Below are 26,296 nucleotides of genomic sequence, written 5' to 3'. Positions count from 1 at the left end.
ACTACTTTTACTATCAAAATCGATTATTTTAACCTTTCACCAACGTTTTCAATTGATACAAATAAGTCAGTGCTTGCTTCGGGCTGAGATCGTCGGGATCAAGCTGTTGCAGCATTTGCCACACCGCACTTTTGCCCTCGTCTTCTTCAACTAACGGTAGCTCCGCCTGCATTTGGCTCAGTTCACGCAACTGCTGTAGCTTGTGATCGCCACTTTGTTGCGACAATCGTTCCAGTTGGTTGAGCTTCTGCTTTGCCAGCTTCAACACAGTTTTTGGCACGCCCGCCAATGCCGCCACCGCCAAGCCGTAACTTTTGCTGGCGGCACCGTCTTGTACTGCGTGCATAAATGCAATGCTGTCGTTGTGTTCCAATGCATCCAGATGCACGTTGAATACGCCTTCGAATTGTTGCGGCAATACGGTCAGTTCAAAATAGTGGGTGGCAAACAAAGTCAGCGAACGCAATTTTTTCGCCAACCATTCAGCGCACGCCCACGCCAACGCCAAGCCGTCGTAAGTCGAGGTGCCGCGTCCGATTTCGTCGATCAGCACTAAGCTTTTTTCTCCGGCTTGATGCAGAATATTCGCCATTTCGGTCATTTCCACCATAAACGTAGAACGCCCTGAGGCAAGGTCGTCCGATGCACCGATGCGGGTGAAAATCCGATCAATCGGGCCGATGACCGCACTTTGCGCCGGCACGAAACTGCCGATATACGCCATCAACACGATCAATGCTGTTTGTCGCATATAAGTGCTTTTTCCGCCCATATTCGGACCGGTTACTACCAAAAGATGGCGTTCAGCGTTGAGTTGCAACGGATTGGCAATGAATGGATCACTCATCACCTGCTCGACCACCGGATGACGACCGTTTTCAATCGCGATGCCGATCTGCTCGGAAAATTGCGGACAACTGTAGTTCAAGCTTTGCGCCCGTTCCGCCAAATTGGCAAACACGTCCAATTGTGCCAGCGTTAATGCCGCCAGTTGCAGATCGCCCAAGTGCGGTAGCAGCCGTTCAAACAGCTCGTCGTACAACTGTTTTTCCAACGCCAGCGCAGCGCCTTTGGCTTTCAGTACCTTGTCTTCATAGGTTTTCAGTTCGGGGATAATATAGCGTTCGGCATTTTTCAGGGTTTGACGGCGCACATAATGAATCGGCGCGCGCTCCGCCTGTCCGCGACTGATCTGAATATAGTAGCCGTGCACCGCATTAAAGCCGATTTTCAGGGTGTCAATTCCGGTGGCTTCACGCTCGCGTGCTTCCAGTTCGTCTAAGAATCGGGTGGCGCCGGCAGACAACTCGCGCCATTCATCCAATTCAGCATGATAGCCCGGCGCAATCACACCGCCGTCGCGAATCAACAATGGCGGCATTTCAACCAATGCCTGTTGTAACAGCTCACATAATTCAGCAAAATCGTCGATTAAGCGACAAAGTGCGGTTAGTTGTGGCGAATTGTGCGCATTGAGTTGATTTTTGATCAGCGGAATTTGCTCAAGTGCGGTGCGTAAACGAGTGAGATCGCGCGGTCGTGCCGAACGCAACGCCACCCGCGCCAAAATCCGTTCCATATCGCCCACTTGGCGCAATAGTGGCTGCAAATCAGCAATTAAGTCGTGCTGTAAAATAGCTGCAATCGCTTGCTGCCGTTTTTGCAGCTGCGCAATATCGCAAATCGGCTGATGAATCCAACGCTTCAACAAACGGCTGCCCATCGGGGTGACACAGTGATCCAGCACCCATGCCAAAGTATATTCGCTACTGCCCGACAGATTTTGCGTCAGCTCTAAATTGCGTCGGGTCGCAGCATCCAAAATAATAAAATCACTATTTTGTACCAAACTGATCGCAGTGATATGCGGCAGGGCGGTACGTTGGGTCTCTTTGGCATAATGCAGCAGGCAACCGGCGGCACACAGCCCCAAACTGGCTTTTTCCACGCCAAAAGCTTTCAGATCTTGGGTGCCGAATTGGCGGTTCAACAGTTGAAGTGCGGTATTCAACTCAAATTCCCAAATCGGACGCCGCCGCAAACCGCGGCGCCCCTCCAACAGTCTCATTTCGCTGAACTCTTCATCATATAACAGCTCGGCAATCGATAGCCGTTGCAGCTCCGCTTGTAAACTGGCTCGGTTGTCGTGTTCACTGATTTGAAAACACCCCGAAGTCATGTCTAATGTTGCCAAGGCAAACCGCACTTTATGTTGATACACCGCTGCAATCAGATTATCTTGCCGTTCTGGCAATAGGGCTTCGTCACTGACGGTTCCCGGCGTGACTATCCGCACTACCTGCCGCTCGACGGGTCCTTTGCTGGTCGCCGGATCGCCGATCTGTTCACAAATCGCCACCGATTCGCCTAAGCGGACCAACTTCGCCAAATAGCCTTCCACCGCATGATATGGCACACCCGCCATTGGAATCGGCTGCCCGGCGGAACTACCACGTTTAGTCAGGGAAATATCCAGCAACTGTGCCGCTTTTTTGGCATCGTCATAAAACAATTCATAAAAATCCCCCATCCGGTAAAACAGCAAAATATCCGGATTTTCGGCTTTCAGACGCAGATATTGCTGCATCATTGGGGTGTGGGTAGAAAAACTGTTGTCTAATGACTCTTTCATCGGGGTGCCTTGTCTGTCACGGTGCTATTTGGAATAGTGGTTGCAACGCTGTATAGCGCAATCAAAGAAATATAAAGGGAAAAATAATACTGAATCAGCAATATATTATCAATTGTTTCTCGGTAAAAGTGCGGTTTGTCGAGCAGCAATCGAGTAAATTTTGGAATAAGGATCGAATTCTATTTAAAAAGATCAAAATTTCACTTGATACTGTATAACCATACAGTATAATAAGCAGCAATTCTGATCAGAAAACTTGTTTAAATAGAGGATTTGCTATGGATGATAACAAACAAAAAGCACTGGCTGCCGCATTAGGGCAAATTGAGAAGCAGTTCGGCAAAGGCTCGATTATGCGTCTTGGCGATACGCAAACGCTGGATATTGAGTCAATTTCGACCGGTTCGCTGGGTTTGGATGTGGCGTTGGGTATCGGTGGTTTGCCGATGGGGCGGATCGTTGAGATTTTCGGGCCTGAATCGTCCGGTAAAACCACCTTAACCCTGTCGGTGATTGCCCAAGCGCAAAAAGCCGGTAAAACCTGTGCCTTTATCGATGCCGAACACGCGTTGGATCCGATTTATGCCAGCAAACTGGGTGTTGATGTGAAAGAGTTGTTGGTGTCGCAACCGGACAACGGCGAACAGGCGTTGGAAATTTGTGATGCCTTGGTACGTTCCGGGGCAGTGGAAGTGATTATTGTCGATTCTGTTGCCGCCTTAACCCCGAAAGCCGAGATTGAAGGTGACATGGGCGACTCGCATATGGGCTTGCAGGCGCGTTTGATGTCGCAGGCGTTGCGTAAACTGACCGGACATATCAAAACTGCGAACTGTTTAGTAGTGTTTATCAACCAAATCCGCATGAAAATCGGGGTGATGTTCGGTAATCCGGAAACCACTACCGGCGGTAATGCACTGAAATTCTATGCGTCAGTACGTTTGGATATTCGTCGTACCGGCGCAGTGAAAGACGGTGAAGAAGTGGTTGGTAGCGAAACCCGAGTAAAAGTGGTGAAAAACAAAGTGGCGGCACCGTTCCGTCAAGCTGAATTCCAAATTATGTATGGCGAAGGCATTTCGAAAAACGGTGAATTGATTGAACTGGGTGTTAAACATAAACTGGTGGAAAAATCCGGTGCGTGGTATGCCTACAACGGTGGCAAAATCGGGCAAGGTCGAGCCAATGCGATGAAGTGGCTAGCTGAGCATCCGCAGGAGTGTGCCGAGCTGGAAGAGAAATTGCGAGCTGAATTGTTAGCACACCCGGAACAAGGTTTAACTGCCGATGTTGAGGCTGCTGAAGAAGACAATTTTGAAGGTGAAGTATAATCCAATGTTGGATTTCTGATATTGTCGAATCGTATATTAAACCGTATATATCAAACCGTATATATAAAACCATAGTTGACGTGCGCTCAGATAGGGAGAGAAATAGCCTGCTGATCGCACTTTGCCCTTCTCTGCTGTTGTCGGCAAGTATTGTTCTCAATTACAAGAATTTTTTCTTTTATGATTCTCCAAAAAGTCAAACTTTCAGGTATATTAAGCACCAGCATGATACGAGTGACGTTAGACAATTGACTTAAGGGGGGAAGATGAAACAATCGATACGCCATCAACAAATTGTTGAATTGGTGACACAGCGTGGTTATATCAGCACCGAAGATTTGGTGGCGGTTTTTAATGTGACTTCACAGACGATTCGGCGTGATCTCAACGAACTGGCAGAACAAAATTTAATTCGCCGTCATCACGGTGGTGCCGCCTCTCCCTCCAACAGTGAAAACAGCGATTACGCTGAACGAAAAAGCTTCTTCTCCAAAGAAAAACAAGCGATTGCCCAACAAGTTGCCGGATTGATAAAAAATGGTTCTTCACTGTTTATTGATATTGGCACCACCCCGGAAGCGGTAGCTTATGCGCTGTTAGAACATCAGAACTTGCGCATTGTGACCAATAATCTGAATGCGGCACATATTTTGATGAGAAAAGCGGATTTTGAGATTACGATTGCCGGTGGCAATTTGCGTTCCGATGGCGGGATTATTGGGGAAGCGACCGTTGATTTTATTTCGCAATTCCGTTTGGATTACTGCATCTTGGGGATCAGTGCTATTGATGAAGATGGCGCATTGTTGGATTATGATTTTCATGAAGTGCAGGTAAAACGTGCATTAATGCAAAGCTCGCGCAAAATTCTATTGGTGGCTGATCACTCCAAATTTAGCCGCAAAGCGATTGTACGCTTAGCTGCCATTAGTGAAGTTGATATTTTATTGACTGATGCCCTGCCGCCGGAAAACATCGCGCAATTGCTGCAGCAGCACAATATTAAACTGGAACTGTGTTCGGCGTTAGCTGAAAATCCCGTGCAAAATGTGGAGTAAGCATGATTGTGGAAGCTTTTGATGATATTTACCAACGTGCTTGTCGACAAAAAGGCGGCGAAGTGCGGTTGCAACAGCTGCTTTGTCCGGTGCAATCTTCGCAGGCATTATTGGCAGTACCGGATCATCGTTGGTTGGCGGAATTTACGCGTAAGATTTTTCAGTCGGGTTTTGTTTGGCGGATTGTCGATCAAAAATGGCAGCATTTTGAACGGCTTTTCTGGGGCTTTGATATCGAAAAACTGCTGATGATGCCCGATGAACTCTGGGAAAAGAAAGCGCAAGATCCGAGTATTATCCGCAATTGGTCAAAAGTGGCAACGATTAAGCATAATGCACAAATGATCTATCAAGCCAATTTGGATGGTGGTTTTTCGCGATTAATTGCTGAATGGGATCCACAAAATATTACCGCACTTTGGCGCTATTTGAAGAAAAACGGGCAACGCTTGGGCGGCAATACCGGTGCTTATGCGCTAAGAGCGGTCGGCAAAGACACTTTCTTGCTGACCCACGATGTGGAAGCCTATTTACGCAACCATCAATTAATTGAAGGCGGCATCCAAACCCAGCGTTCGTTTGAAGCGGCACAGCAAATTTTCTCGCAGTGGCAGCAGCAAAGCGGTCTTTCTCTCAGCCATATTAGCCAGATTGTGGCTTTCAGTATGGGGGATTGACGGAGGAGAGTGACTATGCAAATCCGCTTTCGATTTTTTATTTCTTTGTTAATCATTGGAGTGGTTGCCGGTCTGGTCGGCTTTGCGTTGACCGAATTAATGCATTTTGTACAGCATCATGCTTTCGATTATTCATTACACGGGGAAAGCCTGCCGTTTCGTTTGGGCGTGGAACAGGCAGCGCCGAGCCGCCGTTGGTGGGTGCTGCTGCTGTGCGGCGTGTTGGTTGGTTTTGGTTGGTATACGATTCAGCGCTACGGTGCAAAATTAGTCGGGTTTAAAGCGGCAATGGCTGCTCCGCAAGCAGGGATGCCATTTTTCACTACGGTTTCTCATGCGTTGCTACAAATTGTGACCGTTGGTTTGGGGGCGCCATTGGGACGTGAAACCGCGCCACGCGAGATGAGTGCTGCTTTTGCCTCATTATGGATTCGAAAAATAAAATTAAACGATGACGATGCGGCATTGCTGATTGCCTGTGCTGCCGGAGCAGGTTTGGCGGCAGTGTATAACGTTCCACTGGCAGCAACGATTTTTATTTTGGAAACTTTGGTGGTGGCGATTAATGCCAGGGTGGTGTTTGCTGCTTTGCTGACGTCAGTGACTGCGACGATGGTGGTGCGCTATACCTTGGGTGATTTGGTGCAGTATCATTTGTTGAATCCAGAGATTAACCAGCCGCTGCTCTGGTTTGCGTTATTATTCGGTTTGCTTATCACCCCGTTAGTCAAACTGTTCCGTTATACCACCGCACTTGTACCGTTTTTGCCACGTACTGATAAACGGATAGTGCCATTGGCGATGTTGCTATTCAGCCTGATCGGCGCAGTTGCCATTTTTTTCCCCGATGTGTTGGGCAACGGCAAAGCCGGCAATCAATTGGTGTTTGCTGGCTTGCTAAACTGGCATGAGGGATTGGTGTTATTGCTGATGAAATGGTTGGTGGTGCTGTTGGCATTGGCGGCAGGGGCTTACGGCGGCTTGATCACCCCATCGATGATGTTGGGCAGTATCTTGGCATTTTCGTTAGCATTTGGTTGGAATGCCTTTTTACCATCGATTTCAATCGAAAGCGCAGCGTTAATTGGCGCAACCGCATTTCTGGCGATCTCGCTGAAAATGCCCTTGACTGCAATTGTGTTTGCTTTGGAACTGACCCGTAGCTCAGCGGCAATGTTGCTGCCGTTGGCGCTGGCAGTGGCGAGTGCTTGGATGGTGGAAAAATGGTTGTTTGATAAAACCAAGACCGCACTTTAATGGTTTGAAAACGTTTAAAGTGCGGTTGGAGACTAGGGTCTGTTGATTAGGCTTGGCTCAGCACGCGTGGAAACAAAATATTGTTTTCCAAATGGATATGTAACATTAAATCATCGATAAATTCATTAATGCCGGTGTAAAGCGCACGCCAAGTGTTGCAGGCATCCCGTGGCGGTGTCAGGTTATCGGTCAAGGATTTCAACACCTCGACTTGCTGACCGGCATCATCGTGTTCATGCTCCATCACTTGAATCGGCATCTGCGCCATGGCATATTGACCGGCATTGATCATCGGGAATAAAATTTGCTCTTCTTTCTGCATATGTTGGCTTAAATCGGAATGTATCTCTTTTAGCACCGCCGAAACGCCCATCGGGCAGTCTGCACGATCGCCGTGCACATTTTCTACTTTTTCGGCTAAGAAAATCAATTCCGGCAATTGCTCGCGATGGCGCTGGTGAAAGCGTGCGATGATGTGGTTGATAATTTCGGCATAAGAGGCTTGCAGCCAATTTTTTGCTTCGTTCGGCTCTTGTCGTTGCTCCAAGGCTGCCAAGCGTTGCTCAATTTCAGCTAAATTTAAATTTTTTACTTTTGCTGCAAAACTAAGGGTATTGGCGCCGCCACAGCAGAAATCCAGATCGTACTCACGAAATAGTTTGGTGGCGCCCGGAATGGCAATCGCTAATTCGCTTAATTTTTTTTCTTGAAATGACATAGTATCCTCTCGGTATTCGTTAGATAGTAGGTGGTATAAAAGTTGAGTTAAATAGTAAGGTATTTTAATTTTAAAAGCTGTATTTTTAATTCATCTTTTGATCTAAATCAAAAAGAATACCTGATATGAGGTAGGCTAACCGCACTTTCGCCTTGATATTGTCAAAAGTGCGGTGAGTGGTCGGTTATACTTTTTTCTTAACCGTTAAACCAGCAGGCGCTTGCGCGACCGGCATAATTTCTATCCGGTTGATGTTGACGTGTGCCGGGCGTTCGGCGATCCAAACAATGGTTTCGGCAATGTCTTCAGCGCTCAGATAATCCACATTCGAATACAACGCTGCGGCTTTGGTATCATCGCCATGAAAACGCACTTTGGAAAACTCAGTGCCGCCACACAGACCCGGTTCGACATTGCTGACCCGTACTGCGGTGCCGACTAAATCGGCGCGCAAGTTGAGGCTGAATTGCTTCACGAAGGCTTTGGTGGCACCGTAAACATTGCCGCCCGGATAGGGATAGTCGCCGGCGATCGAGCCTAAATTGATGATATGTCCGCGATTGCGCGCGACCATGCCGGGTAAAACCGCATGAGTGATGCTGACCAAGCCGCTGATATTGGTGGCGATCATCTGTTTCCAATCAGCTAGATTGCTGTTTTGTGCGGCGTCGATACCTAGCGCTAATCCGGCGTTATTGACCAGCAGATCAATCTGTTGCCATTCTGGCGGCAGGCTTTGTAAGGCGCTTGATGTCGCCTGTTCATCGCTGATATCAAATGCCAACGCAAAACAATTCGCACCCAGCTCCTGTTGCAAGGCGTGTAACCGTTGCTGGCGGCGGGCGGTGATGATCACACGGTGTCCACGCTGAATCAATAAGCGTGCGGTGGCGGCACCAAATCCGGCACTGGCGCCGGTGATAAGTACTAACATAAGAAATCTCCTTTTTAGGGGCTGTTGATGTTTGTTTATTGCCAATATAACAAAAAGCACAGACGGCGGTAAAAATTTTTGCTAAAAGAGTTGCTTTTATTCAGGTGATGTTGTAATTAATTAGTACACAAAATTTAATAACACAACATTCATAACAACATCAAAATAATTAAGGAAGCAATATGCAAAACGTGGGTTTTATCGGTTGGCGCGGAATGGTGGGTTCGGTCTTAATGGATCGCATGCAGCAGGAACAGGACTTCGCCTATATTAATCCGGTGTTTTTCACCACCTCGCAAGCCGGGCAACCAGCACCGAGTTTTGGTGGCAAAAACAGTGGCGTATTAAAAGATGCGTTTAATATCGACGACTTAAAGGCGTTGGACATTATCGTCACCTGCCAAGGCGGCGATTATACCAACGAAGTCTATCCGAAACTGCGTGCTGCCGGTTGGGATGGCTATTGGATTGATGCAGCTTCGAGCCTGCGGATGGAAAAAGATGCGATTATCGTGTTAGATCCGGTTAATCAACATGTGATCCGCGACGGTTTGGCGAAAGGCGTGAAAACCTATGTCGGCGGTAACTGCACCGTCAGTCTGATGTTGATGGCGTTGGGTGGCTTGTTTGAGCGTGATTTGGTGGAGTGGGTTTCGGTTGCTACTTACCAAGCGGCAAGCGGTGCCGGCGCTAAAAATATGCGTGAACTCCTGGTGCAAATGGGCGAATTGCGCGATGTGGTGCAAACCGATTTGGCGAATCCGGCCTCTTCTATTTTGGAGATTGAAAGAGCGGTCACCGACAAAATGCGTGGCGATTTGCCGATTGAAAATTTTGGTGCACCATTGGCTGGCAGCCTGATTCCGTGGATCGATAAATTGCTCGACAGCGGTCAAACCAAAGAAGAGTGGAAAGGCTTTGCCGAAACCAATAAAATTTTAGGTCTGTCCGATAGCCCGATTCCAATCGACGGCTTGTGTGTGCGTATCGGTGCGTTGCGTTGCCACAGCCAAGCATTCACCATCAAAATGAAACAAGATTTGCCGTTGGCAGAGATCGAACAGATTCTGGCATCGCATAACGAATGGGTGAAAGTGATCCCGAACGACAAAGAGAGTACCTTGCGTGAATTGACACCGACCAAAGTCACCGGCACCTTAAGTGTACCGGTCGGGCGTTTGCGCAAATTAAATATGGGGCCTGAATATCTGGCAGCATTTACCGTCGGCGACCAATTATTGTGGGGCGCTGCGGAACCATTACGCCGGATTTTACGTCTGCTAGTGGCATAAAAGACAAGCGACTTCGATTAGAAGAGTAGCGGCGGATTATATATCCGCCCGATCCGCACTTAGTACGTCTTCATTATAAATTAAATGCTTATATAAACGGGAGGATATTCAATCCTCCCCTACTCTGCCTCATTAATATCTTGCCGATTACAGGTCATTACATGGAACGAGAACCGCACTTTGGGCAGTTTGCGCTGAGAACATTAAAACCGTTTGCCGAACAATTTCCGTTGCAATACCTCGACGGGCAGCGTGGCTGCAAAATCGCCTATCGTTTTTTTGAACACCCAGCGCAGGATTTGGGGGCGCGCAAACTGATGTTGCTGGTCAGTGGTCGAGCAGAAAATGTCTTGAAATGGACGGAAATCGCCTACGATTTTTATCAGCAAGGCTTTGATGTGTTGGCGTTTGATCACCGTGGGCAGGGCTATTCACAGCGGCTGCTACGCGATCCGGAAAAAGGTCATATTGACCGTTTCGATTACTATCTTGATGATCTCGATGCGGTGCTGCACAGCGTCAATCAGCGCTATGCCTACCAACAACAGGTGATGTTGGCGCATTCAATGGGTGGTTTGATTGCTACCTTATATTTAGCCAAATATCCGCATCAATTTGACAAGCTGATCCTGAATGCTCCGCTGTTTGCCTTACCGCTGAAAAATCCGTGGCTGGATCCGATTTTGGTCAGCCTGATGATGCTGTTGGGGCAAGGGCAGCGCTATGTCTTCGGGCACACTGCCTATAAACCGATCAATCCGGAACATAATGATTTGAGTTGCTGCAAAACCCGCATGAAATGGCATAATCGTATCAATCGACGCTTTTCGGAACTGCATCTGGGCGGACCGACTTTTCGCTGGGCACACCTCTTTTTACTGCAGTTTAATAAACTGCCGCGTGCGATTGGTAAAATCCAGCTTCCGGTTCTGCTGCTGCAAGCAGAAAAAGAGGTGGTCGTTTCCAATCGGCAAATTGAAGACTACGCTAAATTATTCCATAATTTACGCCACGAAACAATCCATAATGCCAAACATGAAATTTTGTTTGAACGTGATCCGATTCGGACATTGGCGATGGAAAAAATCAGGTGTTTTTTAGGATAAAATCGTACGGTATCGGTTAACTGCTTACCGATGAAATCAGCAACATCAGCCCTAGCCCACATAAAATCAGCCCAATGATACGATTGACGATACGTTGTTGTTGTAACAAGCGCTGGCGAATCTGTGGCGTGGATAACATGATTGCGACAGCAGCGAACCACAGCAAATGCGCCAGTGACATAAAAGCACCGTAGCCGATTTGTATCAAAATCGGTGTGTCGGGATTCACGATTTGCGTAAAAGTGCTGAGCACAAACAGCGTGGTTTTCGGGTTGAGCGCATTGGTGACAAACCCGTTTTTAAACGCCTGATTATCGCTTAAAACCGCACTTTCTCCGTTCAACTCAAAGGCAACGGGACGATGGCGAAAAGTTGCAATGCCAATATAAATCAAATACATCGCACCGAACGTTTTGACCAGATTGAACAGAACCGGCGATTGTGACAGCAAGGCGCTGACGCCCAACAGCGTGTAGCCGACATGCACCCAAACTGCAGCGGCAATGCCGACGGCAGTCAGAATCCCCGCTCGTTTGCCATACAGATAGCTGTTGCGGGTGGTCATGGCAAAATCGCCACCGGGACTGATCACTGCCAAAATTGTGATAGTAGCGACTGCTAATAATTCTGTCATATTGCTTTTCTCGGTATTTTTTATTAATAAAAACAGTTGAAATAAACGCCTGTTTTTTATATCGTGCCATCGTATTATTAGCTTATTTTGTCCTGTTTTCAGATAAAATAAAATCGAAATTTTGTCATAAGAGTGTGAGATTTTGGAACAGATTAAAGCACTGCCGCTAAATGCCGTCAAATTTTTCTATTTCGTTGCTGAATCCGGCAGCTTAAGTGCTGCCGCCGAGCAGCTGCACGTTACCCATGGCGCAGTCAGTAAACAATTGAAAATCTTGGAGCGTCATCTCGGCGTGCCACTGTTTTTAAAACAGGGACGCAATCTGGTGTTGTCAAACAGCGGTACGATTTTATATCAATGTTGCCGTGAATCGTTTGCCGGATTGGAAAGTGCGGTTCAGCGCATGCAACACCGGCGCCGACAGGAGTTGGTGATTTCGTGCGAGCCGACGCTGGCGATGAAATGGTTGATCCCCAGAATCAGCCGATTTCAGCAACAATATGATTTTAATCCGGTGATTTTGGCTGCTGGTGGCGCGGTGGATTTCCAGCGGCAGGGCATTGATGTGGCAATTCGGCGTAATGACTTTCGTTGGTCACCGCAACTTTACGCCGAAAAAATCAGCGAGGAGCAAATCGGTTTGGTGCAGCGTCCGCACTTAACCCAATTGAAAAAACTGCACACCCATACCCGAGCACAGGCGTGGCAAAACTGGTTGCAGGTCAGTGGGTTGGAGAATTGCCGCTATCAGGGCGATATTTATTTTGAGCACTTTTATCTTTCGATTCAAGCAGCGATTGCCGGCATGGGCGCGGCGATTGCTTCGCGCTTTATGGTGCATGATGAAATCGAACAAGGGATTTTACAGGCGCCGCACGGTTTTATTGCCGACGGTTCGGCGTACTATCTGCTGTCGCAAACGGCGTTTGCAACCTGCCGCAATAAAACCGCATTTTTACACTGGCTGAAAAAAGAGATGGTTTAGGCAAGATCAAAGTGCGGTTGCGAACCGCACTTCAGATTATTGCCAAAGATATTTGATTAGGCTGGGTAGGGGCGGATTATATATCCGCCCGTTTGCGAAGTGTGGTATAAGCGCTTAATCAATAAAGGAAAAATGCAAGGTGCGGTTCGGGCCGATATATAATCGGCCCCTACTTTTACAATATTAATCGTGTATTTTAAACTTTGTCAGCAGTCTAAAGTGCGGTAAGTGCGGTTGTAAACCGCACTTTAACATTGAATAGCAATCAGTTACCGCATTTTTTCACGGCAACATGCCAATCTGCGCCGGATTTCACCTGATTTTTCTCAGAAAAATTCTCCATATTCAGCGCGAAAGAGACATTCAGCAGGCTGTTTAAATATAACAGCGGTTCACCGTCTTTGACATCGCCGAAGCTGCTGACATACGGCATTTTGCCACTGTAGCGCAGTTGTTCGCCCTGTTTGATCTGAACACAGGCGATATCGCCCTTTTGAATGCCGGACTGTTCTAATAACTGATCGCTGATATTGGTCCAAATATTGCCGTATTGAATATCCAAAATCGGAATATTGCCCTTTAATTCGCCGTTTTCCAGCGTGGCTTTTTGGTACGGAATTTCAAAGACTTTCTTCTCTAGCTCCGGCCCGACCTGCTCAAAACTGATTTTCCCTGCTGCCAAGCGTGCACCGGTGTAGGCGTACACATCACGACCATGAAAGGTGTAGGATTTTTCAGAGCCGGAAAGACGGTTGGTTTTTTCATCAATTTCGCGCACGCTGTCAATGCCAAGCGATTCGGCGACGAGGGTCAGTGTGCCGTTATCCGGTGTCACAAAATAGTGGCCGCTTTGGGTTTTCAGCACCACCGATTTGCGATCGGTGCCGACACCGGGATCGACCACACTGACAAACACCGTGCCTTTTTGCCAATAAGGTGCGGTTTGATACAGTCGATAGGCGGCTTGCCAAATGTCGTAAGGCGGAATTTCGTGGGTTAAATTGAAGATTTTCAGATTGTTGTCAACCCCGAAGGCGACCCCTTGCATTGCAGAAACTGCGCCATCTTGTAGACTGAAATCGGTTTGCAGCAACAGTGCATTGTCTGCCAAGGCAACGTTGCCGACAGAAAGTCCTAATATCAAGGTTAAAAGTGGTTTTTTCATCAGATAAATTCCTCCGCTGGTTGATTGTCGCTGTCAACATAACACAGGGCGGAAAAGTGAGGCAATAGCCAACCGCACTTTTGCCAATCTAGGCTGATTTTTGGGCAAAGCACGGTCTGGGATTTAGCGGTTTAAACCATCGCGATTTAAACAATACAACCGAGCAATATTGTGTGCGGTCGAAACCAAATTTTTGTGTCCGTCTGCCAGTGTGTTCGCTAGGCTGCCGAGTTGGCTGATAATCGGGAACACCGCATCAATGCCATGCTGGTAAACGGCATCATAGTCATCGCGCAAGCAGCCGCAAATTGCGATTACCGGCTTGTTAAACTGCTTGGCGGTTTTGGCCACGCCAATCGGGGTTTTGCCGTGCACCGTTTGCCCGTCAATCCGCCCTTCACCGGTGATCACTAAATCAGCATCTTGCAGTTGTTGCGCTAGCTTGGCGGCTTCAATCACGATTTGTACCCCTGGTTTTAACTGTACATTCGGCAGTAACTGCAAGCCACCGCCCATGCCGCCTGCTGCTCCGGCACCGGCAAGCTCAGCGATTTCCAGCCCCAGTTGCTGTTTTGCTAGCTTGGCAAAATGTGCCAAAGCCTGATCTAATTGTTGCACCATTGCCGCCGTTGCGCCCTTTTGCGGGCCGAAAGTGGCGGATGCGCCCTGTTCGCCACAAAGTGGATTATCCACATCGCAAGCCACTTCGATCGTCACTTGCTGCAAACGCGAATCCAGTTTGTCCAATTGAATGCGGGTTAATTCCGCTAATGCCGCGCCGCCAAATGCTAATTCTTGCCCGTAAGCATCTTGAAAACGAGCTCCCAGTGCTTGCAACATACCGACGCCGCCGTCATTGGTAGCACTGCCGCCGATACCGAGAATGATTTTTTCAACCTTGTGATCCAACGCCGCTTTAATTAACTCTCCGGTGCCATAACTGGTGGTCAGCAACGGATTACGTTGGCTCGGCGGCACTAAATGTAAACCTGATGCCGCCGCCATTTCAATCACTGCTGTTTTGCCATCGCCGGACAGCCCGAAAAAAGCCGCTGTTTGATTGCCCAACGGTGCAGTCACGTCCAAATGCAGCAAGCGTCCGCCGGTGGCGTCAATCAACGATTGCACCGTGCCCTCGCCGCCGTCCGCCATCGGTACTTTGAGGTATGTTGCGTGCGGAAACACTTTTTTAAAACCGGTTTCAATCGCATCTGCCGCCTCAAGTGCGGTTAAGCTCTCTTTAAACGAATCGGGGGCAATGACAATTTTCATGATAAATCCTCACTTAAAATAAATTGAATACACCAAAAATAAGGGTTGAAACCAGTGCTAAGGTCAGCCCGACGAAGGTTTCGTATGGAATCAGTTTTAAACGCTCTCTGATATTCATGTTAACACTGCCGCCAGTGGCATGGAAGAAAGAGCCGTGCGGCATATGATCAAATACCGTTGCGCCGGCGTGAATCATGGCAGCGCCTGCCAAACCGCTGATGCCCAATTCGAGCAGAGTGCTGCTGAACACATTCGCAGCAACCACTGTTCCGGCGGTAGTCGATGCCGTTGCCAGCGACATCAGCGCCCCTGAAATCGGTGCCAGCAGATACGACGGCAAACCGGAGGCGGTTAAGCCTTCGATCAGTACGTCTTTTAAGGCTGAATTGGCGATAATGCCGGCTAAGGTGCCGGTACCGAGCAACATAATCGCCACTGGCGCCATTTTGGCTAAACCGCTGATTGCATAGTGATTGATATCATGCCGTTTGCCCATCAGCAAAGCGCCGATCAAGCCGCCGAGCGGCAGGGCGATTAATGGATCAACTGCAATATCTGCCAGCGGACGCAGCGCCAATAAGATAATTGCCACCAGCGGTGCGGAAATGGCGGCGGCAAAGTGCGGTAAGCAGTTGTCGTCGACGATAGCCACTTCCTCGCTGCTAACTTTGCTGCCTTTTGCAATTAATTTTTTGGCAAGAAAATAGGTGATCAGCAAACCGAACAACGCCGGAATAATCCCTGCTGCCATGAGCGAGGTCAACGGAATGTCGAATGCTTCTGCTGCTGCAATGGTATTTGGGTTGGGCGACATAATATTTCCGGCTTTGCCGCCGCCGACCATCGCAAGTAAAATAGCGGGTTTGGATAAGTTGCCACGTTTTGCCAATGCCAAGGCGATAGGAGAAACCGTAATAACTGCTACATCGACAAACACGCCGACGCTGGTCAACAGCCAAGTTGCCAGAATCAATGCCAGCAACGCTCGGGTTTCTCCCAGTTTTTTGACAATGGTTTCGGCAATGCTGCTTGCCGCACCGGATTCAATCAGCACGCCGGCTAAGACACCTGCGGCCAAAATGCGCATAACGGCGGTGGTAATGCCCTGTGCGCCGCCGATCATCAGGGCAATGGTTTCGCTTAAACCGGCTCCGCCGACTAATCCCCCGGTCAATGCGCCGACAATCATGCCGTATGCCGGCGGAACTTTCTTTAAAATCAAGCCGATGGCAATCACTAATGCCACGACCGCACCCCAAGCTGAAACACTCACCATATTTTTTCTCCCACGCCTAACCGTTAAGTGCGGTCATTATGCACATAACAGTTAATTAAAATCGTTGTGTAAAAAGCCAAAAATAAGGCGTAAGAAAAGAGTATTTTTGTTATATTGCACAAATCATGTTTTCAAAAGCGTGGCTAAATAGAGAATGAATTTTTCATCTATCTTATTGAAAGATAACTGGGTTAATTGTTCAATTTTGCTTAAACGGTAACGCAGGGTATTGCTGTGGATAAACAGTTTTTTCGCACTGCGAGCCGGATCACAATTTGATAAAAAATAGGTTTGCAAGGTTTTATACAACACCCGTTTTTCATCGGTGGCATATAGCGGCTGCAAAACGCGGCTGATTTCCACCAATTGCCAGTCGGACAACCCGTCCAGCAGTGCCGGTAACTTATATTCCTGATAGCGGTAAGTCTGTTTTTTGGGGGCGATACGGCACCCGTAATTCAAGGTGGAAAGTGCGGTTCGATAGGAAACGGCAATGCCGTCCAAGCCGCTCATCGGGCAGCCAAAGGCAACTTTTAACTGCTGAGGATTGATGCTAGAAGGCAACAGTTGCGCCGACAAGACGTGCGTGCCACACGCCGCAGATTCAGCGCTTTGCAGTATCACGATTTCATCAAGGGCGCTGACCGCAAGGTGAAGATCCAAACGGGAAAGCTCCAGATAACCGACCAATTCGCGCAACGATTCCATGCTGCTTTTCAGTAGTTTAATGATAACAACAACGTATGGGCGGTTGGCATCGAGGGCGAACAGTGCGGCCTGCTTCACAGCTTGTGCATCGGCCTTGCCCTGAATCAGTTGCAGCAAAAACTCCTCTTTATAACGCCGTTGCCAGCGTTCTTGCTCCAGCAACACGTTTTGTTCGACGATTAATTCCGCTGTCATTTTCACCAGTTCGGCATAACGCCGCACTTCATCCGGCACGCCGGAGATGCCGACTACGCCGAAGGTGTGCCCCAGATAGTGAATCGGTAGGTTAATCCCCGGCTGGGCTTCGTAATTCCACTGTTTTGCCAATAGCGCATCAATCTCAATCGTACGTTTTTCGCGCAATGCCAGCACTGCGCCCGTATGCCGTTGCTGTAAGCGGCTTGGATCGCCGGAGGCAATGATGATGCCGTTTTCGTCCATCACATTGACCGATTTGGCAATGATTTTCATTGTGCGATTGACGATTTGTTGGGCGATGGTTTTGTCCAGTTTCATCGGCTGTTTGACCACATTTTTATGCCAATACGAACTTTTCAATCACCTCGGCGACGCCGGAACTGTTGTTGTCGGCGGCGATGTAGTCGGCGATGGCTTTTATGTCTTCAGTGGCATTGCCCATTGCTACGCCCAAACCGGCATATTGCAGCATATGCAGATCGTTACCGGCGTCGCCGCAGCAGATGATTTGTTCGGGGTTGATATTCAAATGCTGAGCCAGCGCCGCCACACCGGCACCTTTATTGGCTTGCGGGTGAATAAATTCCAGAAAGAACGGTGCGCTGCGCACCACGGTGTAACGTTGGCAAAGTGCGGTCGGCACAGCGGCAGCAAACGGGTCAAGCAGTTCAGGGGGATCGATAATCATGGTTTTGATGATCGGCTCGTGATCGTCCAGCAGTGAAAAATCCAGTAAGCTGAAATCAATGCCGTTGGAATCGGCTTCGTGCTGGGTGTAGTGGTTGGCTTTTGGGGTGATCAACCCACGAGTAGGTGAAAACGCATGCACGTTTAAGCCAACGCGATCGGCATGCTGTGCCACGAATTTGGCGTCCTTGCCTTGCAACATTTTGCTATTGATCACATAACCGTCATGGGCTCGTTCGACAATCGCACCGTTGAAACACAACACATAATCATCATTGCCGGTCATGCCGAGCTGCTGCATATATTGTTGCATGCCGATATAGGGGCGACCGGAGGCCAAAATCACATATACGCCTTGTTGGCGTGCCGCCAAAATAGCGGTTTTATTGCGTTCGCTGATCTTTTTTTCGTTATTGAGCAGAGTGCCGTCCATATCGAGGGCAATGAGTTTATAGGTTTGCATAGCGTTTCCTTATCTTAATTATTTACAGCATAACATTGCCGTTCTGTTCGGGAAAAGGGAATTTTGTGAGCAAGATCGCAAAGTTGTATTCTGATTTCACACAAGCACGGCTTTTTCTGTCATTAACTTTTCAAGCTTTGGCAATTAACATAGAATGAGGAGCGTTATTTCAAAACATATTGATATTTAAAAAGAGGATGTTTTATGTCTTTTAAACCTGCTTTACTGACAACGTTAATCACTGCTGCACTTGCGATACCGAACTTGGCTTCAGCCGCCAATGTAGATTTGCGTATTATCGAAACCACTGATTTGCACGCGAATATGCTGGATTATGATTACTATAAAGATGCTCCATCAGATAAATTGGGCTTGGCACGCACGGCGGATTTAATCGTCAAAGCCCGTGAACAGGTGAAAAACAGCGTGTTGGTCGATAACGGTGATGTGATTCAAGGCAGCCCGATGGGCGATTACATTGCGAGCAAAGGCTTAGCCGCCGGCGAGGTTCACCCGGTTTATAAAGCGATGAATTTGCTGAATTATGATGCAGCGACTGTCGGTAACCATGAATTTAACTATGGCTTAGCGTTTATGGACAAGGCATTGGCGGGCGCCAATTTTCCTTATGTCAGTGCCAATGTAATTGACCTTGCCACCGGCAAGCCGTATTTCACGCCATATTTAATCAAAGATTACCAATTGGTTGATGATAAAGGCGAAAAACAGACAATTAAAATAGGTTATATCGGCTTTGTGCCACCACAAATTCTGACTTGGGACAAAAAACATTTAGACGGCAAATTGGAAGTGAGAGACATCACTGAAACCGCACGCGAGCTGGTGCCGCAGATGAAAGCCGAGGGAGCGGATGTGGTGATTGCTTTAATGCACTCCGGTTTATCAAAAGAGGCATATCAACCGTTGGCAGAAAATGCCGTATCCTATATTTCACAAATTGACGGCATTGATGCCATTGCGTTCGGGCATGCGCACGGTTTGTTCCCAAGTAAATCGTTTGCCGATGTGGCGAATGTGGATTTGGAAAAAGGCACGATCAATGGTGTGCCGGCAGTGATGCCGGGCTATTGGGGCAGCCATTTGGGCATTATCGATCTGAACTTGAACAACGACAGTGGCAAGTGGCTGGTCACGGGAGCGCGTGCGGAAGCCCGCCCGATTTTTGATAATGAAAGTAAAAGTGCGGTAGCAACAGCACATCCGGAGATTGTGAAGGTGCTGAAAGATGATCATGACAGCACTCGTGAGTATGTCAACCAGCCGATTGGTAAAGCTGCTGATAAAATGTACAGCTTCTTAGCCTTGGTGCAAGATGATCCGACGATTCAAATTGTGAATCTGGCGCAACAGGATTATGTGAAAAACTTTATCAAAGGCAATCCGGAGCTGGAAAACCTGCCGGTGCTTTCTGCGGCAGCGCCGTTTAAAACCGGGGGACGTAAAAATGATCCGACCAGCTACACCGAGGTCGAAGCCGGACAGCTCAGTTTCCGCAATGCAGCGGATTTGTATCTGTATCCGAACACCTTAGTCGCGGTGAAAGTCAATGGGGCGCAAGTGAAAGAGTGGTTAGAGTGCTCTGCCGGTCAATTTAAGCAAATTGACCCGAGTAAAACCGAAGCACAGCATCTGATCAATTGGGATGATTTCCGCACCTATAATTTTGATGTGATTGACGGCGTGGATTATCAAGTGGATGTGACCCAAGCAGCACGTTATGATGGTGACTGTAAATTGGTGAATCCGCAAGCAGAACGGATTGTCGAGCTGAAATTTAACGGTAAACCGATTGATCCAAAACAAGAGTTTTTGATTGCTACCAATAACTATCGTGCCTTTGGTAACAAGTTCCCGGGCACCGACGGCAGTCAACTGGCGTTTGCTGCGCCGGATGAAAACCGTACGATTTTAGCCGACTATATTCGCCGGGTCAGCCAAGAGCAGGGCGAGGTGAAACCGCAAGCGGATAACAACTGGCGCTTTAAAGCGATTCCACAAGCGAACTTGAAGATTGTGTTTGAAACCTCACCATCGGAAAAAGCCGCGGAGTTTATTCAACAACATGCGCAATATCCGATGAAGAAAATCGGGCAAGACGAAGTGGGCTTTGCTTTATATCAAGTCGATTTAAGCAAGTAGTGCTAAACAGGCCGCTTTAAATAATTAAGTAAACAGCAAAGATAACCCTCGATAAATTATCGAGGGTTAATTTTTTTAGCTGATTTTTTTCCCAATCGCAATACTCACTAACAGCGCCATAACAGCCGGCACCACCCAGCTTAAGCCAAGCGGGTAAAATGGCACATACGCCAGCAGCTCGTTGGCAAAGTGCGGTAATACGCCGATATTATTCAGACTATCGCACAGGCTAAACAGTGATACGGTGCCGATGGTGAGTTGGTAGCTGAATTTTATTGAAGGTAGTTTATGGCGCAGCAGCTGTAGTGCGACCAGCATAATGGCTATCGGGTAGATCAGTAATAATGCAGGAATGGTCACTCTGAGCAAGGTGTCCAAACCAGCTTCAGAAATGATGATAGTCGCAGCGGTAAAGACGATAACAAAAAACTTATAGGTAAGCCGAGGGTGGAATTTGGAGAAGTAATCGGCACAGGCACTTGTGACACCCACTAAGGTGGTCAAATTTGCCAGCATGACAATGCCACTCATCATCAATACTCCCGTGTTGCCAAACAGTGCCTTGACATAACCGGCAAAAATTTGCCCACCGTTGGTTGCCTCGACAGCGACGCTGTGGCTGGTGGCGCCGAGGTAAAACAGGCAGATGTACAACGTACTGAGCAGCAGCACAGAAATTGCTCCGGCACTTAAGGTGTATTGCAGTATGGTTTTTTTATCCGATACCTGTTTGACTGCCAGCGCTCTGGCGACAATGCCGCCGAAAGCCATTGCAGACAGCACATCCATCGTTTGATAGCCACCCACTAGCCCGGTTGCGACGGCGGAATTTTCAGCATAAGCGTGAGAAGGTAAGACAATCGTGGAAAGTGGATTAGAAATCACCGCAAAGCCGACTACTATCAACAAGACCAGCAACATTGGTGCCATAAATTTACCAATACTGGAGATCATAGTGCTGCGTCCCAACATAAAAAACATTCCAATGAGGTTGAAGGCTAAGGCAAACAGAATATGTTGATACTCGCCATTGAACAGATTCAAAGGCTGCCATGCCATTTCATAGGCGACATTGGTCACCCGTGGCATCGCAAAAGTGGAGCCGATCACTAAGTAGAGGATTGACCAAAATGTTACACCGACCCATTTCGGAAGGTCAAGCGAAAGGGCTTCACCTCGCCCTTTTAGTGTAACGACCACCAAGGTGATAAATGGCATACAGACGCCGGTTAATACAAAGCCAAACGCTGCCCATAACCAGTTTGTACCGGCATGATAACCTTCCATTGGTGGAAAAATAATATTGCCTGCGCCTAAAAATAGCGAAAAAATCATCATGCCTAAAATAAGAATATCTTTACGAGATAGCATAATCTATAACCCTTAATATCAATAATCGGTGGATTATACGTTATTCTTGTGATTTTTCAGCCGATAAATGTATCAATTAGGCATGAGAAGGTGATTTTATTACGATATGGTTGAGTTTTACTAGGTAAAATACACTGGTTAAAAAAGCAGAAAGTCGAGCGTACTTTCTGCTTTTTCTCAAAGCGCCGATGACAAAATCGTTATTTCACCTGTAGCATTGCCATCATACCGAGGGTTTCGTGTTCTAAAATATGGCAATGGAACATTTTTAAGCCTTTCTCGGTTTGGACAAAGCGAATCAGCGCTTTTTCCATCGGTTTTAAATTCAGGATATCGCGTTTGGCACGATAGGGCTCTTGCCGGGTTTCGCCGTTCAACGTGCGGTTGATCAGTTCGAACTGTGTGCCGTGAATATGGAACGGATGATCCATATGTGAAGAATTAAACAGCAGCCACTCTTCGGTTTCACCTTGTTTACCTTCAAAATCAATACGCTTCATGTCAAAAACTTGATCGTTGACCAAAAACATATTTTGCAACATGCCGGCGGTATCACCGTTCATGCCTGACGCCATTCTTTCCCTGAAGACCACCGTGCGTTTTACTGCAACCGGCGGCAGTGCGGCAAAGGTGCGTAGCCGCTGTGGTAATGCGACATCAGTTTGTGTTAGCTCAACCTTGGCAAGGGTTAAGGTGGTTGGTGCTTCACGTACCATCATTTTACGACGGTCATAGTAACGGCTGATTAATGTCGCGGTTCCATTTTGGCTGATCCGAGGAATCACTTCCAGCCGTTGTCCCGGCACTAAAAACAACTCGTCGCCGGCGCTCAACGGCTCTTCCAGCAGACCGCCGTCGGTGCCGACCACAATCCACTCGACATTCGGCAAATGCAAACGGAAATAACGGGCACTGGTGGCGTTCCAAATACGCAGCCGCTGGTTGCCGTTCAAGCTGATTTGTGGCGTGAGTTGGGCGTTAATCAGCACAAACTCGCCCTCGCGACCGTTAATCCAGTCTGAAAGAGTGTTAGGCGGAATGCGTCCATCTTGATCCAAGCGTAGATCAGAAATCAGCCAATGCTGTTCTTGCAAATGGGCGAACGGATCGGTTTTGCTTTTGATGATCAAACTACCTGCCAGCCCCATATAAACCTGCTCGGCGACCAAACCGTGCGGGTGTGGGTGATACCAGTAAGTTCCGGCACTATTTTCAGCAATTTTAAACTCATACAACCGTGTTTGTCCGGGCAGAACCTCATCCTGCGGATTGCCGTCTTGTGCTTCCGGCACGGCTAGTCCGTGCCAATGGATCGTCGTCGGTTGTGACAAGCTGTTTTTAAAGCGAATACGTACTGTATCGCCTTCGTTGACCACAATTTGCGGGCCGGGCAGCTGCCCGTTATACGCCCAGACTTCGGTCTTTTTGCCGCCTGCCAGTTCCATCTCGACCACCTTGGCTTCCAGATCGGCTTCAAAAACCGCACTTTGATCACTTTGGTTTGCCAATTGCACCAGTGGAGAGAGTGGCTGTCCACTCGGCATGGCTGATGGTGGCATCAATGGCAGATCCGCAGCTTGTATCGCACCGATGCCGCCCATATTTGGTGACATCATCTCACCATGGTGCATATGTGGGGTAGCCGCCACCCAGCCATAGTGGGTGGCTAAACCGAGCGCAATGCTGTAGCGCAAAAAATCACGACGTTTGATACTGTTCATAAACTCTCCTCATCAGTAGCTGTTATAAATGACACTACTGCCGTCTTTGAGCAGCAACAGCACATGGTAACGATCTTTTTGTCCGCCATATAGCGGATTGTCCATGCCCGGAGAGCCGATCGGCATGCCCGGCACGGCTAATCCGACAGCATCCGGTTTTTCTGCCAGCAAGCGTTTGATGTCTTCTGCCGGCACATGGCCTTCAATCACATAATCGCCGATTTGCGCGGTATGGCAGGAGGAGTATTGCATATCAATGCCTAATTTTTCGCGTACGCCGATGCGCAGCGATTCGATTACCTCAATCTCAAAGCCGTTGGCTTGCAGATAGTCTACCCATTCGACACAACAGCCGCAGTAAGGATCTTTCCAAACAGTCATTTTTAGGTTTTCCGCTATCACCGGTGTGCTAACGAGCAAACAAAAAAGACTCAAGCTATAGAGCAAATGTGTTTTCAACCTTGAATACATTGGGTTTCTCCTCGTAAAATATCAATGCGCATATTATGCCATGAAGCGTTACAGACAAATATTGATATAACCCCAACAATCGCAAAAGAAGTATAAAAATAGCATGAATTTAGCCGATATCACTATCGGGTGAAAATCGGTTAGATAAATCAGGCTGCTCTTGCTATACTCTGCGCAGTTAATTGACTAACCGCACTTTTTATAGTTGCAGCCTTGCAATGAAGGCTTTGGAGGACTTGAAAATTGAAAAAACTATTGGCTTGCCGCATACTTAAATCCGCTCTGATCGCTACACTCGCCCTTTTCAGCACTTCGCTGTTTGCCCAAAAACTCTATGTGTATAACTGGACCGAATATATTCCGTCCAAATTGCTGGCGGATTTCACCAAAGAGACCGGCATTGAGGTGATTTATTCGACCTTTGAAAGCAATGAAGAGATGTATTCTAAAATGAAGCTGATGAAAAGCAGCGGCTACGATTTGGTGTTTCCGTCCAGTTATTATATCGGCAAAATGGCGCAGGAAAATATGTTGCAGCCGCTGGACAAAAGCAAATTACGCAATTTGAACAACATCAGCCAAGCGTTATTGGACAAACCGTTTGATCCGCAAAACCACTATTCCCTGCCGTATGTTTACGGCTTGACCGGCATCGGCTTGAATGCCGCCGAAATTGAGCCAAGTGCGGTCACCAGTTGGCGGGATTTGTGGCGTCCGGAATATAAAGGCAAAGTGTTGCTGACCGCAGATTCACGCGAAGTTTTTCATATTGCCTTGCTATTATTGGGCTTCTCGCCAAACACCACTGACGAAGCCGAAATTGAACAGGCATACCAATTACTGAAAACATTGATTCCGAATGTGGTTGCGTTTAATTCCGATTCGCCGGAAGTGCCGTATTTACAAGGTGAAGTGGATATCGGCATGATCTGGAACGGTTCCGCTTTTCGCGCCCACCACGAAAATTCAGATATTCGTTTTGTTTACCCCAAAGAGGGCGCCATTTTCTGGATGGATAACTATGCCATCCCGAAAGGCGCTAAAAATCCTGATGCTGCCTACCAATTTATCGACTTTATGCTGCGCCCGCAAAGCGCCAAAGTGGTGATTGAAAGCATGGGCTTCTCAATGCCGAATAACGGGGTCAAAGCATTGCTGAGCGAAGCCGATGCTAACGACCCGACCTTGTTTCCATCGGCGGCCGAAATCGAAAACGGCGTGTTGCAAGCCGATGTGGGCGAAGCGATTGATATTTATGAAAAATATTGGAATTTGCTGAAAGCCCATTAATGTAATATAGGGGCAGATTGTCTCTGCCCTAATCAACGCAAGAGCGGCTGTAAATCGCCCTTACTGCTGAAATACAGCCGAAAAAGACAGAATAAAAAGTGAACTGATTATGTACCAACACCTATTAGCCCCGATTCAGCAATTTCTGCAATGTGAAACCCCCGACGCATGGATTGAGGAAGCCAAAAAGCCGAAAAATCTCAGCATAATTCTGCAAGATCACATGCTATGCGAGCTGAAAGCCGCACAATCGGCGATGTTTTTATTACGCAAATATGCTGCTGACAGCGAAAGCAATCAAAATCTATTGCTATGGATGAAGCCTTACGAAGACTTTGCTTACCGTAAAATCGGCGATCTCAACAGTTTAAAAGGCAAAAGTCAGATCACCAAGAAAATCGAACCACGCAGCGATCAGCCGTATGCGGCAGAGATCATTGATAAAATGGTGCTGTTGATCAAAGAAGAGTTGCACCATTTTTATCAGGTGTTGGAAATTATCGAACAACGTGGTATTGAGCTGGAAAACATCAGCGCCGGGCGTTATGCCAAAGGTTTGATGCGTGAGGTGATTAATCACGAACCGCATACGCTGGTGGACAAACTGATTATCGGCGCATTTATTGAGGCCCGCTCTTGCGAACGCTTCGCCAAACTTGCGCCCTATTTAGATGCGCAATTAGAGAAATTTTATGTTTCTCTGTTGCGTTCGGAAGCACGCCATTACGAAGATTACCTGACCCTCGCCCAGCAGATCGCCGCACAAGACATTAGCGCACGGGTGGCACATTTTGCCCGGGTGGAAGCGGAACTGATTAGCACGCCTGACGATGAATTTAAGTTTCACTCGGGCGTACCAAGCGCATAACAACCACGCAAGTGCGGTTTGA

Annotated in this window: 22 protein-coding genes; 10 read left to right on the top strand and 12 right to left on the bottom strand. The window is 47.8% G+C overall.

The genetic code is table 11. The features are described 5' to 3' along the window. Nucleotides 1-28: 28 nt before the first annotated feature. Nucleotides 29-2,632, bottom strand: a complete 2,604-nt coding sequence (gene mutS, locus EDC16_RS02975) for a DNA mismatch repair protein MutS (RefSeq protein ID WP_132965250.1) — start codon at nucleotides 2,630-2,632, stop codon at nucleotides 29-31. 278 nt (nucleotides 2,633-2,910) lie between these two features. Here mutS and recA point away from each other — a divergent pair, with 278 nt between their 5' ends. The 4 genes from recA (at nucleotide 2,911) to EDC16_RS02955 (ending at nucleotide 6,955) form a co-directional block, all read left to right on the top strand. Next, complete coding sequence (gene recA / locus EDC16_RS02970) at nucleotides 2,911-3,963, top strand: recombinase RecA (protein ID WP_132965248.1); 1,053 nt, start codon at nucleotides 2,911-2,913, stop codon at nucleotides 3,961-3,963. 266 nt (nucleotides 3,964-4,229) lie between these two features. Further along, nucleotides 4,230-5,021, top strand: a complete 792-nt coding sequence (locus tag EDC16_RS02965; RefSeq protein WP_132965246.1) for a DeoR/GlpR family transcriptional regulator — start codon at nucleotides 4,230-4,232, stop codon at nucleotides 5,019-5,021. 2 nt (nucleotides 5,022-5,023) lie between these two features. Then, complete coding sequence (locus tag EDC16_RS02960; RefSeq protein WP_132965244.1) at nucleotides 5,024-5,698, top strand: DNA-3-methyladenine glycosylase I; 675 nt, start codon at nucleotides 5,024-5,026, stop codon at nucleotides 5,696-5,698. A gap of 15 nt (nucleotides 5,699-5,713) precedes the next feature. Further along, nucleotides 5,714-6,955 carry a chloride channel protein gene (locus EDC16_RS02955; RefSeq protein ID WP_132965243.1) on the top strand — a complete coding sequence of 414 codons (1,242 nt, stop codon included), beginning with the start codon at nucleotides 5,714-5,716 and terminating at the stop codon, nucleotides 6,953-6,955. Between the two features lie 46 nt (nucleotides 6,956-7,001). Here the strand turns inward: EDC16_RS02955 and ytfE are convergent, their stop codons facing one another. Next, nucleotides 7,002-7,673, bottom strand: coding sequence for an iron-sulfur cluster repair protein YtfE (ytfE, locus tag EDC16_RS02950; protein WP_132965241.1), 672 nt, complete (start codon nucleotides 7,671-7,673; stop codon nucleotides 7,002-7,004). A 184-nt stretch (nucleotides 7,674-7,857) separates the two neighbouring features. Beyond that, the gene (locus EDC16_RS02945) at nucleotides 7,858-8,607 is read right to left on the bottom strand and encodes an SDR family oxidoreductase (protein WP_132965239.1); all 750 of its coding nucleotides are present in this window, start codon (nucleotides 8,605-8,607) and stop codon (nucleotides 7,858-7,860) included. A gap of 182 nt (nucleotides 8,608-8,789) precedes the next feature. Here EDC16_RS02945 and asd point away from each other — a divergent pair, with 182 nt between their 5' ends. Then, nucleotides 8,790-9,899, top strand: a complete 1,110-nt coding sequence (asd, locus tag EDC16_RS02940) for an aspartate-semialdehyde dehydrogenase (RefSeq protein WP_132965237.1) — start codon at nucleotides 8,790-8,792, stop codon at nucleotides 9,897-9,899. A 161-nt stretch (nucleotides 9,900-10,060) separates the two neighbouring features. Then, nucleotides 10,061-11,005, top strand: a complete 945-nt coding sequence (locus EDC16_RS02935) for an alpha/beta fold hydrolase (RefSeq protein ID WP_132965235.1) — start codon at nucleotides 10,061-10,063, stop codon at nucleotides 11,003-11,005. A gap of 16 nt (nucleotides 11,006-11,021) precedes the next feature. On the opposite strand, the gene EDC16_RS02930 is transcribed toward EDC16_RS02935, so the two are convergent. Next, a complete protein-coding gene (locus tag EDC16_RS02930) occupies nucleotides 11,022-11,639 on the bottom strand; it encodes a LysE family translocator (protein WP_132965234.1) in 618 nt (205 codons plus the stop codon). Between the two features lie 142 nt (nucleotides 11,640-11,781). Here EDC16_RS02930 and EDC16_RS02925 point away from each other — a divergent pair, with 142 nt between their 5' ends. After that, nucleotides 11,782-12,624 carry a LysR substrate-binding domain-containing protein gene (locus tag EDC16_RS02925; protein WP_132965231.1) on the top strand — a complete coding sequence of 281 codons (843 nt, stop codon included), beginning with the start codon at nucleotides 11,782-11,784 and terminating at the stop codon, nucleotides 12,622-12,624. Between the two features lie 265 nt (nucleotides 12,625-12,889). Here EDC16_RS02925 and EDC16_RS02920 read toward each other — a convergent pair whose 3' ends face one another. From EDC16_RS02920 to yidA, 5 genes are all read right to left on the bottom strand, one after another. Further along, nucleotides 12,890-13,789, bottom strand: coding sequence for an SAM hydrolase/SAM-dependent halogenase family protein (locus EDC16_RS02920; protein ID WP_132965229.1), 900 nt, complete (start codon nucleotides 13,787-13,789; stop codon nucleotides 12,890-12,892). 123 nt (nucleotides 13,790-13,912) lie between these two features. Further along, nucleotides 13,913-15,061: a glycerate kinase gene (locus EDC16_RS02915; protein ID WP_132965227.1), complete on the bottom strand. Its 1,149-nt coding sequence runs from the start codon at nucleotides 15,059-15,061 to the stop codon at nucleotides 13,913-13,915. A 13-nt stretch (nucleotides 15,062-15,074) separates the two neighbouring features. After that, the gene (locus EDC16_RS02910; protein WP_132965226.1) at nucleotides 15,075-16,337 is read right to left on the bottom strand and encodes a GntP family permease; all 1,263 of its coding nucleotides are present in this window, start codon (nucleotides 16,335-16,337) and stop codon (nucleotides 15,075-15,077) included. A gap of 123 nt (nucleotides 16,338-16,460) precedes the next feature. Then, nucleotides 16,461-17,561 carry a sugar diacid recognition domain-containing protein gene (locus EDC16_RS02905; protein ID WP_132965457.1) on the bottom strand — a complete coding sequence of 367 codons (1,101 nt, stop codon included), beginning with the start codon at nucleotides 17,559-17,561 and terminating at the stop codon, nucleotides 16,461-16,463. Nucleotides 17,562-17,580: 19 nt separating this feature from the next. Further along, complete coding sequence (yidA, locus tag EDC16_RS02900) at nucleotides 17,581-18,393, bottom strand: sugar-phosphatase (protein WP_132965225.1); 813 nt, start codon at nucleotides 18,391-18,393, stop codon at nucleotides 17,581-17,583. A 204-nt stretch (nucleotides 18,394-18,597) separates the two neighbouring features. Here yidA and EDC16_RS02895 point away from each other — a divergent pair, with 204 nt between their 5' ends. Then, complete coding sequence (locus EDC16_RS02895; RefSeq protein WP_132965223.1) at nucleotides 18,598-20,553, top strand: bifunctional 2',3'-cyclic-nucleotide 2'-phosphodiesterase/3'-nucleotidase; 1,956 nt, start codon at nucleotides 18,598-18,600, stop codon at nucleotides 20,551-20,553. 75 nt (nucleotides 20,554-20,628) lie between these two features. Here EDC16_RS02895 and brnQ read toward each other — a convergent pair whose 3' ends face one another. The 3 genes from brnQ to EDC16_RS02880 all read right to left on the bottom strand — a co-directional run bounded on the left by brnQ (nucleotide 20,629) and on the right by EDC16_RS02880 (nucleotide 24,026). Beyond that, nucleotides 20,629-21,924 (bottom strand): branched-chain amino acid transport system II carrier protein, encoded by a 1,296-nt coding sequence (gene brnQ / locus EDC16_RS02890; RefSeq protein WP_132965221.1) that lies wholly within the window; start codon nucleotides 21,922-21,924, stop codon nucleotides 20,629-20,631. Nucleotides 21,925-22,124: 200 nt separating this feature from the next. Beyond that, nucleotides 22,125-23,645, bottom strand: coding sequence for a multicopper oxidase family protein (locus tag EDC16_RS02885; protein WP_232517209.1), 1,521 nt, complete (start codon nucleotides 23,643-23,645; stop codon nucleotides 22,125-22,127). 12 nt (nucleotides 23,646-23,657) lie between these two features. Next, a complete protein-coding gene (locus EDC16_RS02880; protein ID WP_232517210.1) occupies nucleotides 23,658-24,026 on the bottom strand; it encodes a DUF411 domain-containing protein in 369 nt (122 codons plus the stop codon). A 333-nt stretch (nucleotides 24,027-24,359) separates the two neighbouring features. Here EDC16_RS02880 and EDC16_RS02875 point away from each other — a divergent pair, with 333 nt between their 5' ends. Further along, complete coding sequence (locus EDC16_RS02875; protein ID WP_132965217.1) at nucleotides 24,360-25,406, top strand: extracellular solute-binding protein; 1,047 nt, start codon at nucleotides 24,360-24,362, stop codon at nucleotides 25,404-25,406. 109 nt (nucleotides 25,407-25,515) lie between these two features. Then, nucleotides 25,516-26,274 (top strand): tRNA isopentenyl-2-thiomethyl-A-37 hydroxylase MiaE, encoded by a 759-nt coding sequence (gene miaE / locus EDC16_RS02870; RefSeq protein WP_132965215.1) that lies wholly within the window; start codon nucleotides 25,516-25,518, stop codon nucleotides 26,272-26,274. Nucleotides 26,275-26,296 lie beyond the last annotated feature (22 nt).

Source organism: Testudinibacter aquarius (assembly GCF_004342725.1).
Lineage (GTDB): Bacteria > Pseudomonadota > Gammaproteobacteria > Enterobacterales > Pasteurellaceae > Chelonobacter > Chelonobacter aquarius.
This window is presented reverse-complemented; position numbering and strand designations above follow the sequence as displayed.